11 protein-coding genes are annotated in these 17673 nt (G+C 67.4%); 5 read left to right on the top strand and 6 right to left on the bottom strand.

Annotated elements, in window-relative coordinates; translation table 11 throughout:
- Positions 1–19: 19 nt before the first annotated feature.
- The 3 genes from FMQ63_RS19040 to FMQ63_RS19030 form a co-directional block, all read right to left on the bottom strand.
- Entirely contained in the window at positions 20–2287 is a 2268-nt protein-coding gene (locus tag FMQ63_RS19040) for a family 2 encapsulin nanocompartment cargo protein terpene cyclase (protein WP_011556189.1), read from the bottom strand.
- Between the two features lie 163 nt (positions 2288–2450).
- Positions 2451–4067 (bottom strand): OmpA family protein, encoded by a 1617-nt coding sequence (locus FMQ63_RS19035; RefSeq protein ID WP_011556188.1) that lies wholly within the window; start codon positions 4065–4067, stop codon positions 2451–2453.
- Positions 4068–4070: 3 nt separating this feature from the next.
- Positions 4071–7943, bottom strand: a complete 3873-nt coding sequence (locus FMQ63_RS19030; RefSeq protein WP_020478525.1) for a kelch repeat-containing protein — start codon at positions 7941–7943, stop codon at positions 4071–4073.
- A gap of 434 nt (positions 7944–8377) precedes the next feature.
- On the opposite strand from FMQ63_RS19030, the gene FMQ63_RS19025 reads away from it, so the two are divergent.
- Both FMQ63_RS19025 and FMQ63_RS19020 read left to right on the top strand, forming a co-directional pair.
- A complete protein-coding gene (locus FMQ63_RS19025; protein ID WP_228556450.1) occupies positions 8378–8545 on the top strand; it encodes a hypothetical protein in 168 nt (55 codons plus the stop codon).
- 17 nt (positions 8546–8562) lie between these two features.
- Complete coding sequence (locus FMQ63_RS19020) at positions 8563–9039, top strand: VOC family protein (protein WP_011556185.1); 477 nt, start codon at positions 8563–8565, stop codon at positions 9037–9039.
- Positions 9040–9103: 64 nt separating this feature from the next.
- Here FMQ63_RS19020 and FMQ63_RS19015 read toward each other — a convergent pair whose 3' ends face one another.
- The 3 genes from FMQ63_RS19015 to FMQ63_RS19005 all read right to left on the bottom strand — a co-directional run bounded on the left by FMQ63_RS19015 (position 9104) and on the right by FMQ63_RS19005 (position 13116).
- Positions 9104–11362, bottom strand: a complete 2259-nt coding sequence (locus FMQ63_RS19015; RefSeq protein WP_020478523.1) for a hypothetical protein — start codon at positions 11360–11362, stop codon at positions 9104–9106.
- Positions 11363–11684: 322 nt separating this feature from the next.
- A complete protein-coding gene (locus FMQ63_RS19010; RefSeq protein ID WP_225909527.1) occupies positions 11685–12500 on the bottom strand; it encodes a spermidine synthase in 816 nt (271 codons plus the stop codon).
- Positions 12501–12639: 139 nt separating this feature from the next.
- Complete coding sequence (locus tag FMQ63_RS19005) at positions 12640–13116, bottom strand: hypothetical protein (RefSeq protein ID WP_225909526.1); 477 nt, start codon at positions 13114–13116, stop codon at positions 12640–12642.
- Between the two features lie 138 nt (positions 13117–13254).
- Here FMQ63_RS19005 and FMQ63_RS19000 point away from each other — a divergent pair, with 138 nt between their 5' ends.
- From FMQ63_RS19000 to FMQ63_RS18990, 3 genes are all read left to right on the top strand, one after another.
- Positions 13255–13515, top strand: coding sequence for a hypothetical protein (locus tag FMQ63_RS19000; RefSeq protein WP_225909525.1), 261 nt, complete (start codon positions 13255–13257; stop codon positions 13513–13515).
- A gap of 181 nt (positions 13516–13696) precedes the next feature.
- Positions 13697–14473, top strand: a complete 777-nt coding sequence (locus FMQ63_RS18995; protein ID WP_011556180.1) for a hypothetical protein — start codon at positions 13697–13699, stop codon at positions 14471–14473.
- 12 nt (positions 14474–14485) lie between these two features.
- Complete coding sequence (locus tag FMQ63_RS18990) at positions 14486–17638, top strand: hypothetical protein (RefSeq protein WP_011556179.1); 3153 nt, start codon at positions 14486–14488, stop codon at positions 17636–17638.
- Positions 17639–17673: the final 35 nt, after the last annotated feature.

Here is a 17673-nt window from a genome sequence, read left to right as displayed (position 1 = left end):
TTTCGAGTGAGATGGAAGATCAGGCGCCGGAGCGCAGGTTGGCGAACAGGGAGGTGATGCGTGCGGCGGAGGTACCCAGGCCGGTGGGGCCCGACGAGAGCCGCGGCGCCAGCTTGCGGGACGCGCGCAGCTCGAACTCCTTGTAGCGGTCCACCGTCTGGTGCCAGATGAGCACACCGCTCATCCACCACTGCAGCTTCTGGACGTACTGCTTCAGCTTGTCCTGGGCCTTGCCGTCCAGGTTGAAGTTGCGCGCCAGCGGCTCCAGCTCGTTGGCGATGATGTATTCGAACTGCTGCATCCGCGCGGTCATCAAGTCGTTGACGACGGAGACGGCCCGCGCCGGGTCCAGGTCAAGGAAGCGCTGGACGACCAACACGCCGTTGTTGAGCTCACCTTCGAACTCAATCTCCTTCTGGTAGGAGAAGACGTCGTTGATGAGGCAGGCGTAATCCGCCGCGGAGTTCTCCAGGCTGCGGATGGGACGGGTGTGGAAGACCTCGGGCGGCAGCGCGTCGCCATGGGCCAGGCGGGACAGGCTCATGGTGAGGTCCGAGCCGAACGTCTGGCGCCGCATCTCCACGTAGTCGATGGGGTCCGGGATGCGGTTCTGGATTTGGTTGGCCAGCTCCCACACCCAGCTCTCCGTCATGTCCAGGATGGCCTTGCGGAACAGGCTCCGTGAGGCGGGCGTCACGCCTTCGGTGGTGCGGGCCCACAGGTCCGCCAGCCCGCGCTCCACCGGGTTGGTGGGGGGCGGAACCACCGCGCCGGCGTCCTCCGGCACGAACAGCGCCAGCCGGGCGTTGAACACCTTGGCGCCGGCCATGTCCTTGGTGTGACCGTAGAAGGCCGGGAAGTAGTCGTCCGCGTAGGTGCCCCAGACGAGCCAGCAGGAGGACAGGTTGAGCTGCGCGGCGGTGGCGTGGGGATGAATCAACGCGCCGCAGAGCGCCACGTCCGCCACGTCGAACTTGTGGTCGTCCCAGATGTAGCCGCCGGGGACTCCGGGGAGCACGTCCAGCATGCCCATGCGCCGCGCCCACGCCTTGGAGTCGCGCCGCGCGGCGTCCAGGTGGGGGCTCGGCTTCGTGGAATACGGCATGTAGAACTTCGGCAGCTTCACCGGGCCCACGGGCTGGTACGGCACATGGGAGAAGTTCTTGAGGCGGGTGAGCCCCAGGGCCGTGGGCGACTGTGGCAGCCGCGCCGCGGAGGTGCCCAGGCCGTTGGGGCCCAGGAAGAAGCCGCCCGCGCCGCCGGAGCCCTTGTTCATGTAGCGGCTGGAGCGCATGTGCCACTCGTGGCCGCCGGACTGCCAGTCCTGGAGCCCCCGGACGTAGGTGAGCACCTGGGCCTGCTCCACCGGGTTCAGGCCGAACTCGACGAACAGGGACGGCAGCTCCGTCAGGACGGTGTTCTCGAACTGCTGGAGGCGCGAGGTGAGGACCTCGTTGACGAGGTGCGCGGCGCTGGGCGGGGAGATGTTCAGGAACTTCTCCATCACCAGGACGCCGTTGGAGAGCTCGCCTTCCTCCAGAATCTCCCGCTCGTAGGAGAACAGGTCGTTGCGCAGGTGGACCGCGTCGGAGAACGTGTCCTTCAGCACCCGCATCGGGCGGCTGGCCGCGACCCGGTCCGGGACTTCGGCGAAGACGGCGTGCTCCACCAGGTTCGCGGACCAGGGCGCACCGCCGACCTTGCGGCGCATCTCGATGTATTCGATGGGGTTGGAGACGCGGCGGTCGCTGATGTTGGACAGCTCCCAGCTCGACTCGTCCAGCAGGTGCTTGGTGCTCTCGAAGAACCGGCGCCGCCATGCCATGGAGCGGCTGGGGACGGTCCGGTTCCACAAATCCAGCAGCCCGGCCTCTACCGGGTTGGTCGGCGGCGGAGGCGTGGCCGCCGGGTCGACCGGCATGAACAATGGCAGACGGTCCAGGTAGGCCTTCGCGCCGACCTGGTCCTGGGGGCGCTTGTAGAGCTCCAGGAAGTGGTCATCGAAGTAGAAGACCCAGACGTACCAGTCGGTGACGAGGTCCAGCTCCGGGCCCGGCGCCTCCGGATGCGTGTAGGCGCAGAGCAGGGCGTAGTCCATGGCATCGAACTTCGCCTCGCTCCAGATTTCCGGAGCGCTGCCATCCTTCGGGCGGCCAATGATTCCCAGCTCGCGTGCCCAGGCCTTCGAATGCACCCGGGCGCCTTCGAGGTTCGGATTCAAGCGCGCCGGCCAGGGAACGTAGAAGTCTGGCAGTTCGAATGGCTGCTTGTTTTTCGCCGTACTCATGGACGCCCCTCGTTGAACTCAGGGGGGCGTTATAGTTAGGCGCTGAACACTTATCCAAGTGTTTCTTGCATAAAAGATTCTCTGGAGAAGTCGCGATTTGCCTGCTGGCGCACGGATTTAGCTCCATCCGTGCGCCGTATTGCTCCCGCGATAAGTCGTGTTTTCATTCACCAGTAGTACTGGTGACGAACTCCACGCGGCGGTTGGCGCTCCGTCCCTCGGGCGTATCATTGGACGCAATGGGTTGGGCGGGGCCGTAGCCCTTCGCAGTCAGCCGCGAACTCTCAATTCCTTGCTGGATGAGATATTGCCGCACTGCGTCTGCGCGGTCCTGGCTCAGTGTGCGATTGAGCTCCTCGGGGCCGGTGTTGTCCGTGTGTCCTTCGATGCGCAGCGACACGCCCGGGTTGGCCTTCAGGTAGTCCGCGATGGCGTCCAGGTTCCGACGCTCCGAGTCGGAGAGCGTCGACTGACCCACCGGGAACTGAACGTGGTGCTCGGTCGGCAGCCGCGTCGGCGCTTCGGTGGTGGGCGCCTGGGGCGCGAGCTCGGGAGCGGGCGCCTGGGGCGCGGGCTCGGGAGCGGGCGGCGGCGGCGTGGGCTCCTGCTTGGGTTCGGGGCAGCCACGGTGGGCGGCGACACCGGCCTCGTTCGGGCATGCGTCCTCGCGGTCCACGACGCCGTCGCCATCCGCGTCGGTGTCCGGGCAGCCGTCGTTCTCTGGCGGGCCGGCTTCGAGCGGGCAGCGGTCTTGCCCGTTGGGAACCGTGTCGCCGTCGTCATCCAGCGCGGGGCACTGTTCCGGCGTGTGGCTCCGGCCGCTCCGGCACACGTCCTCCCGTGCGGGCGGCTGATGGGCCCAGGCGATGCCCGCGGCCGCGCGGATGGACGGCGTGCCCGGGATGTCCGTGAAGCCATGTCCGGCGATGGCGAAGGCCTCGAAGCCGCCGCCCACGGGCAGCCGCACGCCGCCCAGCAGCTCCAGCGCGAAGTCCGGCTCCACCAGCGACTCCGCGGCTTGCAGCGCGATTTCGCCGCGCAGGCCCTTGCCGCGCGTGGACACGACGATGCCTTGCTCCAGCTCGGTGCCGTAGTCGCGCCCGGGCTCGTTCTCCGTGGAGCGGATGCGCACGCCCGCGCTGGCGCCGAGCACGACGGGGCCCAGCTCCCGGCTCACCGCGACCCGGGGCGCGACCTGGAGGCCCGCCCAGCCCTGTTGCCGGCCAAAGGCATCCGCGGTGCCGCCGGGCGTGCCCACGTCCAGGCCCAGGCTGAGGAAGACGGGGGCGCCGTCCTCGCGCCGCAGCAGCGCGTAGCGGGCGCCCAGCTCCGGGGTCCCGAGGCCGAAGGCGTCCGGCGCGGAGACGCCGACCAGCGTGTCCGCGCCATTGCCGCCCTGGTGGATGATGACGGGCAGCCGCGCGGACAGCTCCAGCCGGTCGGTGGGAGACCAGGCGCCCGCGAGCCAGCCGGAGACGCGGTAGTCGAGGATGGAGCGCTCCTGGCCATCACTGCCCTTGAGCAGGAGGATGCCGCGCTCATACCCGGCCATGAGCATCAGCCGGTAGGCGCCCTGGGGGAGCACGTGGCCTGTGTCCACGAGCATCGAGTCCGTTGCGGCGGGGGTGAAGCGAAGCCGCTCCAGGTCGATGGGGACGACCGCGCCCGTGGTGCTTTGTGCCAGGGCATTGGGCGCGATTGAGGAGATGAGCGCGGCCAGCGCCCAGCTCCGAGCCTGTGTACGCAAGGTGAAGTCCATTCGCGAAAGAGGGTGACGCATGGGTCAGTGCGAGGCGTGACGCGAGCGGCGACGCAGTCCGCTCCACGATGCCAGAACCACCAGGATGGCCAGCGACGAGGCAGCGCCACCGCCAGAGGCCTGGCAGCCGCCTCCGGCGATGGAGATGACCGTTGCCTGGACCGTGACCTGGAACGTGCAGCGGGCTTCATTTCCCGCGGCGTCCGTAGCGGTGACAGTGACGGTGTTGTTGCCGTGCCGGAAGGTGCTCCCCGATGCCGGCGAGGACGTGACGGAGGGCGTCGAGACGCCGTCCGTGGCCTCGGGCAGCTCGAAGGTCACCGTCGTGCCCGACGCATCATCGGAGGTCGTCCGGATGTCGGCGGGGCACGTCAGCGCGGGCGGGGTGGTATCCCGCACCTCGACCTGGAAGGTGCATGTGACTTGCGTGCCGGATGCGTCCTCCGCGGTGGCGGTGACGGTCGTGGTCCCCAGCGGCAGCGTGCTGCCCTCCGCCGGTGAATAGGTGAGCGTGGCGGGTCCGCCCGCTCCGGGCGTCACGGTGGCGGGGGGCCAGTTGCCTGGAGCGCCGTCAGGCCCTGTTGCCTCGATGGTGGTGTCCTCGGGGCAGGTGATGGCCAGGGGTTGGGTGGCCTCCACCTCGATGTCCACCGAGGGCTCGTTGCTGTCCAGGCCGCAGTCACTGACTCGGTAGGTGAAGCTGTCGGCGCCCACGTAACCCGGGTTGGGCGTGTACCGGAGGTTCGGCGGCGTGCCGCTCAGTGTTCCATGCTGGGGAGGCGTGACGATGGTCCACGTCAACGTCTGGTCCGCGTCCGGATCGGTCGCGGTGAGCGTGATGTCCTGCGGGACGCCGGTCATCGTGGCGATGCGCACGGCGTCCGCGGTGGGCGCGGTGTTGGCGCGCACCGTCACCATGCGTCCACCCGGAATGGCGTTGGCGAAGACGGACAGGGCATACGGGCCCGGCGGCGCCTCCGCGGGCACCCGCACCGTCGCGCGCGTGGTGGACATGTCCGTGGCGGGAAGCGTCCAGAGCCGCCCGCCCTCGGCGGCGCGCAGGCGCACCAGGGGGAAGTCCGTTGGCGAGTCCAGGTAGCTGCCGCTGGACGCGCCCGAGATGCCCCGGAAGCCCTGGCCTTCGATGACGGTGGGGCAGGTCTGGTAGAGCGTCTCCGGCGCGGAGACGACCGGACGCCAGGCGGGAGGCGCGAGGACGTCCTCGTAGCGCTCGGCCGTGGTGGCGGCCGTGCCTCCCGCGAGCAGGACCTCGCCCGTGGGCAAGGCAACGGCGACGGCCCCACCCCGCACGTCGGGCGCGATGACCGGTGTCCAGGTCCGCGAGGGGGCGCCGTAGGTTTCGGCCGAGGCCACGTAGGTGTCTGGCGCGCTCAGGCCTCCGGCGACCAGGAGCGTACCGGACGGCATCAGGGTGGCGGTGTGACGCCAGCGCGCTTGCGTCAGCGGGCTGTCCGGCGTCCAGGTGTTCGCGGCGGCCGAGTACCGCTCCGTGGTGGCGAGCGCCACGCCTCCCGCGGCGCCGCCCGCCGCCAGGAGCTCTCCGGCGGGCAGCAGCGTCAGCGTGAAGCGCTCACGTCCCTGGGCGAGGCCGGCGACGGGCGCCCAGGTGTTGGTGGTGGCGTCGTACACCTCCGCCGACGCGAGGGCTGCTCCACCCGCGTCACGTCCTCCCGCGATGAGCACCCGTCCATCCGGCAGCAGGGCGGCGGCGTGCGCGGTGCGCGCCCCGGCCGCGGACGCCACGGTGGTCCACGCCTGGGTGCCCGGGTCGTACAGCTCCGCGGAGGCGAGCACGTCCGCGCCGTCCTGGCCACCGACGACGAGCACCCGGCCATCCGGCAGGCGCGTCGCGGTGTGCAGGTGTCTCGCGCGGGTGAGTGACGCCGCGGGGCTCCAGGTGTTCGTGGTCGGCGAATAGCGCTCTGCCGAGTTCAGCGTGCCGCCTGCGTTCGTGCCACCCACGACGAGCAGCTCGCCCGAGGCCAGCGTCGTCGCCGTGGCATCGGCTCGCGCGGTGGAGAGGCCCGCGGTCGCGGACCAGGCGTTCGTCGTCCGGTCATACAGCGAGGCGGACGCCAGCGCGGTGCCCGCTCCGTCACGGCCACCCGCCACGAGGACGCGGTTCGTGGGCAGCAGCGCCATCAGCGGGTCAATGCGAGGACCGCCCAGGGTTCCCGCCGCGGCCCAGCCCTGGACGCCAGGGTCATAGACCTCCGTGTCCGCGTAGAACGTGGTTGACGGATTGGAGTGGAAGCCTCCGGCGGTGAGGACCTTGCCGGAGGGGAGCAGGGTCGTGGTGCTGTTCTCCCGGCCAGTCGCCATGGAGCCCGCGAGGGTCCACGTGCCGGTGGCGGGGTCGTAGAGTTCGGATGCCGGTTGGGCATCTCGCGCGGCGTTGGAGCCGCCCACGACGAGCACCCGACCGTCGGGCAGCAGCGTGGCGGTGTGGCCGTTGCGCGCGAAATTCAGGCCGCCGGTGGCCGTCCAGGTGTTGGCCGTCGGGTCATAGAGCTCGGCATGCGTGGTGACGATACCGCCCGAGGTGAATCCGCCCACGAGCAGCACGCGGCCATCGGGGAGCAGGGTGGCGGTGGCGTAGTGCCTTGGGACCAGGGGCGGCGCGGCGGCGGTCCATGTTCCCGCCACCGGGTCGTAGAGGTCGGCGCCCGGGACTTCGTCGTTCACGTTGTTGAAGCCGCTCACCGCGAGCACCTGCCCGCTCCGCAGCAGCGTGGCGGTGTGGGCGCGACGGACGCTCAGGAGGCTTCCGGTGGGGAGGAACGTGTTGCTCGCGGGGTCATACAGTTCGGCGGTCGCGAGATTGCTGCCGCCCGCGATGAGGAATTGACCGGAGCCGAGCCGCGTGAGGGTGGCCAGGGGGCGGGGCGCGGCCATGGGGCCCGTGGCCGACCAGGTGTCCGTCGCGGGGTCGTAGATGCGCCCCGACGTGGAGCCGTCCGCCAGCACGAGCGCACGCCCGTCGGAGAGGCGCGCGGAAAGGGTGACGTTGCCTGAAATCCCGGCGGCGGCCGCCGCGCTCCATGTGTCGGTTTCGGGGTCGTAGCGTTCGGACGAAGCCACGAAGCCCAGGCGGTTGACGCCACCGACGACCAGCAACTGGCCGGTGCCGAGCAGGAGGCCGGTGTGCTGAGCGCGGGCTTCCGCCATGGCGGCGGTGGAGGACCAGCCTGGGTCGACGACGAGCGGCGCGGTGAGTCCGGCGAGCGAGACCTCGGTCGTGATGCGGACCTGCGCGCCGTCCACGTCGAACACCTGGGTGCGCGGATTCATGCGTCCACCCGCGAGCCGCGTGCTGCCCGCGCGCGAGTGACCGTTGGCGTCTCGCACCACGGCGGGATGGAAGCGGAGCACGGGGCGCGCGCTTTCATCCAGGAACTGGAGGTAGTCGCCCGTGTCCTGGATGTGCCGGACGGAGGCCGGCAACGTGACGGTGTACTCGGCGCGGTGCGACGGCTTGTCGCCGCGCGTCTCCGGTACCGCGTCCAGGATCCACGCCTCCTCGACCCGCGAGGTGCGCCAGCCCTGTTCGGTGGTCTGCGTGCTTCCCGCGGGCCACCAGAGGTGCCGCTCGCCCTGGAACGCGGCGAAGCGCTCGCGGTGGAGCGTGCCCGGGGTGGAGGCCGCCGGCTGGACCTGGAAGGTCAGTCCACGCGTGGTCAGCGTCAGCCCTCCGTCATTCCTGAGCTGCGCATCGAGCAGCCGGGCCGAGGGCGCCGAAGGGGCCGGACCCGTTTCAAGGTCGGGGAAGTAGGCCAGTGCCAGCGCCAGGGCGGTGGTGGCGGAAGGGGCTTGTTTCCACTGGGGCAGGGCCTGGCCTCGTGCGGCGGCCAGCGCGTCGTCACTCGGAGGCGTCAATCCCTCCTTCCCGCATGACAGGAGGATGACGCTCCCCACGAGTATCAGGCGCCTGCTCCAGACCGCGCGATGTGACTGCATCCAGGAACTCCGGTTTGAAAGGAGCGGCGGGACGGCTCGAGCCGTGAACCCGACGCTGTGAGTCATTTTCAGCGGATTATCCGCTGCAGGGTCGGATGGGCAACGTCGACCGTGTCTCAGTTGTGCATTCTGTGCGTCTCCAGGCTCACGGCGCTGGAAGCTTCCGTTCCCCCTGTCGCTTGACGGGGTGGGGGTGGATTCAATACAGCACGGCGGGATGCTCACCTGTAGGGTGGGCCTGCTTTCCCAGGAACTGGCGCTGTCCAGCGCCACCGTGCGTCAGGCGGGTGAAGGCCACATGGAGGCCTGGGTCGGCGCTGCTCACGGAGGCGAAGCGGCTGCATCCGCCACGCGTGGGCTTCGACCCCGACGCCGTGGCCTGGATGCTCTACAGCACGTGGCAGGGCTCGATGCTGGTGGGCAAGACGCGGCAGCGGCCCGAAATGGTCATCGAGAACCTGCGCCAGATGCGCACGTACTTCCAAGCAATCCAAGCGCGCCTGACGCCGGGCGCATCCTGAACAGAGGAGAACGCACCATGCAGAAGATCACGCCCTTCCTGTGGTTCGACGGCAACGCGGAAGAAGCCATGAAGTTCTACGTGTCCGTCTTCAAGAAGGACGCGAAGATTCTGAGCCTCAACCGCGCCGGGGACTCGGACACGGCGCCGGTCGTCTCTGGCACGTTCCAGCTCCATGGACAGCAGTTCATGGCGCTGAACGGAGGGCCTCACTACAAGTTCACCGAGGCCATCTCCCTGTTCGTGGACTGTCAGACGCAGGAAGAGGTGGATGAGCTGTGGTCGAAGCTCCTGGAGGGAGGAGGCCAGACGCAGCAGTGTGGCTGGCTCAAGGACCGCTTCGGCCTGTCCTGGCAAATCATCCCGTCCGTGCTGGGGAAGATGCTGAATGACAAGGACCCGGAGAAGGCGCGCCGGGTGATGGAAGCCATGCTGGGCATGGTGAAGCTCGACATCCAGGGCTTGCAGCGCGCGTACGACGGTGCGGACCCGTAGGCTGCCCGACGGCACGGTGGTGCCGCCCCCTGTCCGTACGGGGCAGGGGGCCGCTTTCAACGCATTACTGCCGCACGATCCGGATTCCGTGCCAACTGCAGCCGACCCTGGCGCGGCCCAGGAAGCTGCCGGCCTTCATGTCGTACGAGTACGTGCTCTGGCCGACCGCCACGTTCCAGTCGAAGGTCCAACTGTTCTTGTGGCTGTAGCCCCGGTGCTTCTCGGCCTTTCCGAGCGTGATGCGGAACCGGTTCTGCTCTTTCAGTGAGTTGACCTTCTTGGTGTATTCCGCGTACCGGCTGATGTAGGTCGGGTCGATTGCGTTGATGATTCCTCGTTCGATGCCAGCCCACACGTTGTTGAGTTGGCCTCCGATGAATTGGTTGAGCTGGTTGTTCACAAAGGAGTTGATCTGCGCCTGAGTGAGGTTGAAGCGGAGGGCGTTGATGTTGACGTCGATGTTCATCGCGTCGAACAGCCAGTTGCCTAGCTTGAACTTGACGATCTTCGTGAAGTTCGGCTTGGCGAGCGTGTTGTAGGTGTGCGGCGTGGGGAAGATGTAGCTGGTATGCAGGTCCATGTTGTCGATGCCGACAACGATTTCATCCGCATACGACGGGCCCCAGTACTTCACGAAGAGCGCCTTCTTCCTGCGCTGGAGCTTCCCCTTGATGGAGATGGAGCGGAACAGAAAGAGGTTGAGCTTCTTCGTCTTGAAGATGAAGCGCCGGTCACCGAACTGCGCGGTGCCTTCCTTGTTGAACCCGCTTCCCACCGTCAGCAATTGATAGGCGGGCAGCGGCGGGTTGCACTTGTCGCCACCTGATTCGCCCTTGAGCTGCTCCTGCGCCACCGCGGTGGCGAAGGGGGAGTTGGCCACGCATTCGAACTCGTCGGTGCCGTCGTAGTCGTCGACGATGAAGCCACAGCCGGCCGTCCGCCAGGCGTTGTTGGGCTTCGAGGAGACGGCGACCTGGCGGATGGCGGTGGAGCCCGGCCAGAACTTCTGGCAGTAGGAGAGGCCGCCGATGTTGCAGCCCGAGGTGCAGTCGGGGTCCGCCGTCCAGGTGCCCCCTGGAGACTGGTGGCTGTTGACCTTGCCGCAGTAGCGCGAGAAGCGCCCCAGGACCGTTTCAGTAGGGTCCGGGGTGGTGTCGCTGCCCGCCATCTTCTCCTTGAGCATGTCGATGCGAACGACGCCGGTGCTCACCTGGTAGCGCCCGTCGCCGAGGTCGACCTCCCCCGGGACTGTCTTGAAGTTTGGATCGAAGTCGATGCGCTCCTGGTTCGCCGCGAGCCATGTCTTGAACCAGGCCAGGTTGTTGAGGTCGACCTGGAACAGACCGATATCCGTGAACTGATAGAGCTTGCCACCTGCGAGCACCTGCATGTCCGGGTTGACGAGATACTGGAGACCCTCGTCCGGGATGATGTGGAACTTCAGGTCGCGCAGATACTCGGCCCGGTCGACTTCATAGGTGGTTTCGTTGATGGGGAACTGGCTCAGGTGGCCCTTGAGGTGGTTGAACCCGTTGGGCAGCGAAGACGCGGCCGCGGGCGTGGCCTCGAGGGCATGGTAGAGCGAGTTGAAGGCCTCTTCCGTCGCGAACTGGAGCACGCCAGTCGGGAAGTCTGGAGTCGTTACCAGGGCGGGGGCCACGCAGTCCGCGGCGCACGTGGCGTGCGTCTCGCCGTTGTTGCAGGCACCGTCCCCGCAGGCGCTCGAAGGGCCGCAGTCTTCCGAGCACACGATGTAGTTCTCACCGTTGTTGCAGACGTTGTCTCCGCACGTGCCGCAGTCGGCGGCGCAGGTCGACGGCGATTCGCCATTGTCGGTGTGACAGATGCCGTCGCCGCAGTAGGGCTCGACGGTACATTCGAACTCGTCGGTGCCGTCGTAGTCGTCGACGATGACGCCACAGCCAGCCGTCCGCCAGGCGTTGTTGGGCTTCGAGGAGACGGCGACCTGACGGATGGCGGTGGAGCCCGGCCAGAACTTCTGGCAGTAGGCGAGGCCGCCGATGTTGCAACCCGAGGTGCAGTCGGGGTCCGCCGTCCAGGTGCCCCCAGGAGACTGGTGGCTGTTGACCTTGCCGCAGTAGCGCGAGAAGCGCCCCAGGACCGTGGCTGAGCTGGACAACGCGGTGTCGAGCCCTTCTGTGGATACGTCCTCGGAGACTTCGTTCGCCTCCTCAACCTGGGCTGTGAAGCCAGCCTCCGTGGACGCCGTGGAGGTGGGAGGCTCGCTGGGCGTGCCACATCCGACGGCCAGGGCGGCCCAGGATGTCAGGATGAGTGTGTAGACGTCAGGTTTCCTATTCATGGATGTTCTCACGTTCGGGGCGTGCTGGAGGCCGCTGCGCTCATGGTTTTGATTTGAGGACCAACTGTGGGTTTGTTTGGCTTCAAGCCCCACAGTTCGAATCTGCACAGTTTGTCAGGAGTGCGCAATATGCAGTTAATTCTGGATATGTTGTTCTTGAGTAGTGCTTGCGCTCGGCTTCGGCTTTACTGGCCTGCTGGTGACGATTGAGCCCCCGCACGATGGGCTGGCGGACTCTGTCTTCCACGGCACGGTGCGCGCGTCGTTGGATGTGGAAATCGCTGGGGCGCTGGCGTCTTCGACGTCAGTCGACACCTGCGCGTCAGCCGTGGCTGTTCGCAGGGCCGCGGCTGCCGCTCACGCGGCGGGCCACCCGTGCGCGGAGGTTGAAGGGCACGCCCCATTTGCGCGCGAGCTGCCCGGCGCGTGCCAGCAATCTCGCACGGAGGAGCCTGCGCGCATGGGGCAGCCCCACGAGGATGCGGTTGTCCGACGCCTGCACGTCGAAGGCGTAGAGTTGCGGGAAGCTGGCCTGCCACAGCGGGTCCATCAGTGAGCCGGGCCGGCCTGACTTCCGGAGCACGTTGCCCACCACCACCCCGTCCGGCGTCAGCCTGGCCTGCGTGGCCCGCAGGAACTCCTGCGTCGCCAGCGCCGGCGGGATGCTTCGCGTGCCGTAGGCATCCAGGATGATGACGTCATACGGCGCCCCGGGTGATTCGATGAAACGCCGCCCGTCCGCGAGATGGGCGTGCAGGGCCTCGTCCTCGCGGAAGTCGAAGTAGCGCCGGGCCATGTCCAGCACCTGGGGCTGGATTTCCACCGCGTCGATGTGCGCATGCGGGAGCACCGCGCGGAGGAAGGTGGGAATGGTGCCACCTCCCAGTCCCACGACGAGCAGGCGCGAGGGCTCGGGCACGAAGGCCAGCGTCGCCACCACCGCTCGCGTGTAGTCCAGCTCCAGGCGCAGAGGGAAGCCCGGCCACATCGCGCTCTGGAAGGCGCCAATCCACCCGAACTGGAGGTAGCGGCGGCCCTCGTCGTCTTCACTGACGATGATGGGACCACTGGCGGACTTCGCGACGTGCAGAATCGTGCGGGGAAACTCGAAGGCGCGGGAGACACGCGCCAGGGCCAAGACGCTTCGGTGGCGCTGCCTCGCTCGTGAAGGCTCCTTCGGTTGCCACCGGGAGGAACTGGCGAGTGCCATCCTCCAGGGCCCCGGGCCCCACGCTTGTCCTGCCTGACGCATCCACCTCACGCCCCGAGCATACGGGCTACTCGGCGCAGGGGAAGGATGTGTCGAGCGTCTTGCTGGCCTTGAGTCCGCCGCCCGTCAGCGTGGCCGTCACCTTGACCGTGGAGGCGCAGTGGTACGGGAGGATGAAGGGCACCTGCGTGACGCCATTCTCCGTGAGCACCGCCAGGTCGCGCGTCTGAGTCACCTTCCAGGCAGGCCGGTCACCCGCCGCTTCGGAGGACTCCTTGGGCGCGCTGACCAGCAGCTTCAGCTTCAGCGGCGCGTCACCCTCATAGGTCCCTTGGATTTTCACGACGATGAAGGCGTCCACGTTCATCCCGTAGGGGTCGGAAGCCGCATCCATCGCGACGACGGCGCCCTGCTGCCGGTCGTAGACCTGGGCCTGGATGTCGCTGATGGTCACCTTCGGTGCGGCGGAGACGCTGCCTGCGGGGCCCGCCAGGAACAGTACCAGGCCTATGGAGAGGGACCGCAGGTGGAATCGGGTTGTCATGGCCGCGCACTGTAGTCCCGGCGCGAAGCCCTCCAGCAAGGCAGGCTGGAAGTGGCATTCCAAGAGTATTGATTTTTCTTTAATTGCTTCTATTTCGCGGAGACGCTCCAAAGCCTGCCCTCGGTGTTTCCCGGAGACGTGCGACTCCAGGATGCGAGGGCCCTGCGCGGCGCGGTGGAGGATGGCATCGCCCATGCCGAGCGTCACGGCATCACGGACGCCCGGGAGGTGACGTTGTACGTCTTCTTGTTCATCGAATTCGGGCCCGGGTTCGAGAAGGCGCCAGCCACCCGCTGGATGGGAGACCTGCTCACGGAAGCTCAGCGGCCGGCTTCCGAGAAGCTCAATCTCATCTATGCGCGTTTGGAGCTGGCTCAGGCGCGCCAGGGGGAAGGATGAATCTCGCCGCCGCCCTGAAGGCCGCGGAGAAGACCGCGTCGACCGTCGTGGGGACTTCGACGCTTCCCTGTGTCCAGCACCGGACGGGGTTGTTGGTGCTCGTCTATCGGACAGACACCCAGGAGATGCTGGGGCAGGTCCAGGTGTCGCTGTCGGGACGTGCCATACGGCTCATTCCCCCGTGTACGATCCGCACCGCAACAAGGCCATGCAGCCCAAGGGCCGCGTCCTGCGCTACGCCGTGAATGACATGACGGCCGCGACGCAAGGCGATGGCGTGGCTCGGTTCCTGCCCTTGGATGCGGGGACCTACACCGTCACGGTGGATGGCCTCTCGGCGGTGGACGACCTGCTCCTGAATCCAGGGGCCCGGGAGCAGCCGGTGATCTTGAACACCTGCCCGGTGTGCCTGGTCCCTGTCGAAGTGGGGGCGCGCCCCGAGTTCCTGCTTCAATGGAAGCACGATGCCGCGGGTGTCAGCGGCGTGGAACTCACGCTGGGGGATGCCCATCCCCTGGCACAGGCCACGGGGACCTCGGGCCTGGCGGGATGGAGCGGGGAGCCGCTGGTGCCCGGGCCCTATCCGCTCGCCCTGCGCTTCGCGGGAGGCGGCAAGTTCCAGCTCTATTCCGCCACGGGCCAGTTGCTGGACGCCGCACCTGTGCTGAACATCCCCGCGGGCCGGTTTCGCTTCCACTACCAGGTCCAGCAACTGGGACAGCTCAAGCTCGCCGTCCAGCTCCAGCAGCCCGACGGGACGATGGCGCCCATCGACCGGCCGCACGTCACCGTCCAATGGCCGCCGAGTGCCTCGCCAAAGGAGTGGGTGCTCGACCAGGGCGTCAGTGAGGACATTCCCCTGGTGAATGGACCTCAGACCGCGTTGACGCTCGACGCACTCGAACTCGAGGACGACGGCGCCCCCGAAGTCTTCGAGTTCATGGCCTTGAACCCGTAACGGAGGGCGTCCATGCCTCCTGTCTTCGCCCGCCGGTCGGACTCCAACAAGATTGATGTGACGCACCGGCAGACACTGGGTGAGTTGCTCGACACGAACGGTCTCACCGGCCGGTTGAACGACGTGGCCCTCTACAACTGGGGCACCCTCGTCCCGGCGGAAATCAACCGCGCGCTGATCGAACTCGTGGGTTGCGCCAGTCCGGAGACGGACCCGCTCGCGTCGCTGCTCGACCCCGCGCTGGGACCGAAGCCTTTCATTCACAAACCCGAGCCGTGGAAGCCCGCCGCACCGCTCGCCCTGGACACGTCGCACACCGTGCAGGTGCGGCGACGGTTTCCTGCTCCGGCGGTGTCCATCCGCAAGCTCACCCGGTGGTTCCTGCCTTCCTCCGGCACCTGCGAAACGGAGTACATGCTGGAAGGTGTCGCCTCCAGTGCCGACAAGGTGGACTTCGAGGTCCACGCCCACGGGTATCACTCGCTTTCGCCTCAGGGCGGGCAGGTGGCCTGCGACACGGATGCTACGGAGGGGGGCTCCATGCACTTGTTTCGCCGGCGCAAATGCTACGAGGTCGCTGACAGGCGGCCGCCCGCTGTGGCCCAGCAGCTCCCGGACTGGAAAGGGGAGAGCGAGGCCACGCAGGGCGTGCTGAAGCGGGAGGGCACGGGGACCTTCATCCACCACGGCTGCGCGCCCTATGACGTGCTGGTGCGGTACTACAAGGATGACCGGGACAACGCGGCGAAAATCCTCCTGACGCCGTTCGCTCCACGCTGGAAGCCCGTCAAGGGCGCGGACCCCGAGCTCGACGAGGACACGCTGAGTGTCTCGTGGGAGCTGCAAGGCGACCACGGCAAGCTCAAGCGGGGGCAACTCGTCGTCTGGGACAAGGACGACAACGTGGTGTTCTTCGCGCCCCTGGACGAGCAGCAGCTCCGGACCCGGAAACGCTACGAGTTCCTGAAGGATGCGCGGAAGACGTGGGACAAGGCCGCGATTCGCCGCGACCAGTTGCCCTACCGGGTGCAGCTCCAGGCGCACAGTGACGAAGACGAACCGCAGGGCCTCGCGCTGGCCGTGATGCCCACCCAGGTCCGTGCCTTCGACTATGCGCAGGTGCAGTTCATTGCCTTCAACGTCAAGCCGGGGACGAAGCCTCGCGTGCCTGGCCCCGGAATCGACTACCTGGGCGACGCGGACCCGGACGTCGACATCCAGACGCGCTGCGATGTGATGAAGGATGCCATTCGGCTCGCGGCGGCGGATGGCCACATACGTCCCGAGGAGAATGTCCTCAAGTTGTTCATGGCGCCAGAGTTCTACTTCCGAGGAAAGGACGGTGGATATCCGGTCGAGAAGCTCTGGGACGTCACGCGGCAGCTCCGGCAGGAGACGGACAAGCTGGAGTATGCAGACTGGCTCTTCGTGGTTGGCAGCGCCATCGGCTATCTCCCGCACGAGGAGTTGGATGCGGTGACGGGGGCACCCACCGGGACGCCGCTCACGCATGGTGGGGAGGGGGAGGTCCACTCGGTCCTCCTCGAGGCCGATACGTCCGGCGTGGATGACGTCCTCAAGGTCAGGCTTTCGCGCCCTCCCGACACGACCTGGAAGGTGCGTGAGCGTGGGAAGAACTACGCACTCAATGCCGTCGCGACGACGCTCACGCCCGGCGAGTACCAGCTCACCGTGGACGGCAAGAGCGGCCTTGCTCCAGGCCCTATCGTTTTGTCCGAACCCGTGGCTTGGATTGACACCGTTGACCAGACGGGGGCCTGCACGGAGGTCGTGGTCAACTCCAGGGTGTGCTCTCGCATCTTCATTCCGTCATCGGGCGCCGCGCCTGCTGCGCCGTGGAAGCTGCGCACGGGGTCTGAAGAGGACGACATCAAAGGGTGTGTGCCGCTGGGGGCGGGCCGATACCGCCTCACGCTTGCGAACAAGAAGGTGGGCTTCGCCAGCGGGTCGGCGGAGCTCGTCGAGCCCAGGTCGACGGAAGTCTTCAACGTCGTCATGGTCCAGAAGGGCTGGCCAGCACCACTGCTCAGCCAGGGGTTGAAAGGGGCCGCCGTCTACAAGGAGTACGTCTCCGCCATCGATTTCGTGGGACCCAACTCCCACAATGCCAATGCCTGGTTCGACGCGACGGGCTTGGGCCGGCGTATCGAGATCCATGGCGCCACGGACAGGCTGGCGCTTCCCACGGAAGGCTCCACGGACGTACCGGCGGCGAGCCCCAACCGGGTGGGGCTGGGAGCCACCTGGTTGAACCGGCCGAACCGCGTCGGGTCGGAAATCAACCTGTCGGGCGACGGAGGCGGCTCAGTGGTCACGGTGGATGGCGTCACCCTGGGCCTGGAAGTCTGCCTGGACCACGCCATGAACCGGCTGGACCTTTTCTATCACGGGGGGAACAGCCCCGTTCCCCCCTTCGGGCCGCAGGCTCCTGGCGCCGTGGCTGGCGACCCTCGGGTACAGGTCCAGCTCATCCCGTCGTTCGGTATGTCCATTGGTCGTGGGAAGCTGTGCACCTTGATTGGGGGCCCGCGGCCCGGCCTGGTGTTCAACGTCGATGGTCAGCGGTGCGCATCGGTGGCTCGCGTAACGGATGGCGCTTACTCCTGCGATGACCATCCGGCCATGCACGCGACCGCGCCGGGCTTTTGCACCCATGACAAGGAACTGCGGTGGTGTGTCGGCTGTAACAAGATGCGGAGCGCGCCCGGGGACTGCCCGACTCACGGTCCGACCGAGGCGCGGCATCTGTGCGGCTACCCTTGGCAAAGGTGGCAGTGTGGGGTGGTCGGCTGTACCAATACCATGCCCTGCCTCGCACATCCCTATCCCCCAGCGCCTCCTCCGCTTGGCTTCAACTGGTGTCTGAAATGTAGCAAGGAATTCCCCATGGGCCCGCCTTGCCCAACCTGCGGTGGCCCGCCCGCGCCATGTTCTGAGCCTTACATGGCAGGGGCGACCTGCCCCAGGCACGCTCCAGCGTTCGCTCAGCGATGCAATGCGCCGCTGGTCTCCATGGGGCAGTCCATCGCCACGGTGAGTGGTCCCACCCAGGTGAATTCCAGCCACGACCCGGCCTTCTTCGGCGAAGGGGGACACGTGCTCGTCTATCCCGCGCAAGTCCTTCCGCGTCCCGACGTCTTCTGACGCCGTGGTGGGAGCCTCGAACTTCGAGGCTCCCC

The sequence above is a fragment of the Myxococcus sp. CA005 genome (assembly GCF_006518205.1).
GTDB lineage: Bacteria > Myxococcota > Myxococcia > Myxococcales > Myxococcaceae > Myxococcus > Myxococcus xanthus.
Note: the sequence above shows the minus strand (reverse complement) of the source record. Positions and strands in the feature narration are given on the sequence as shown.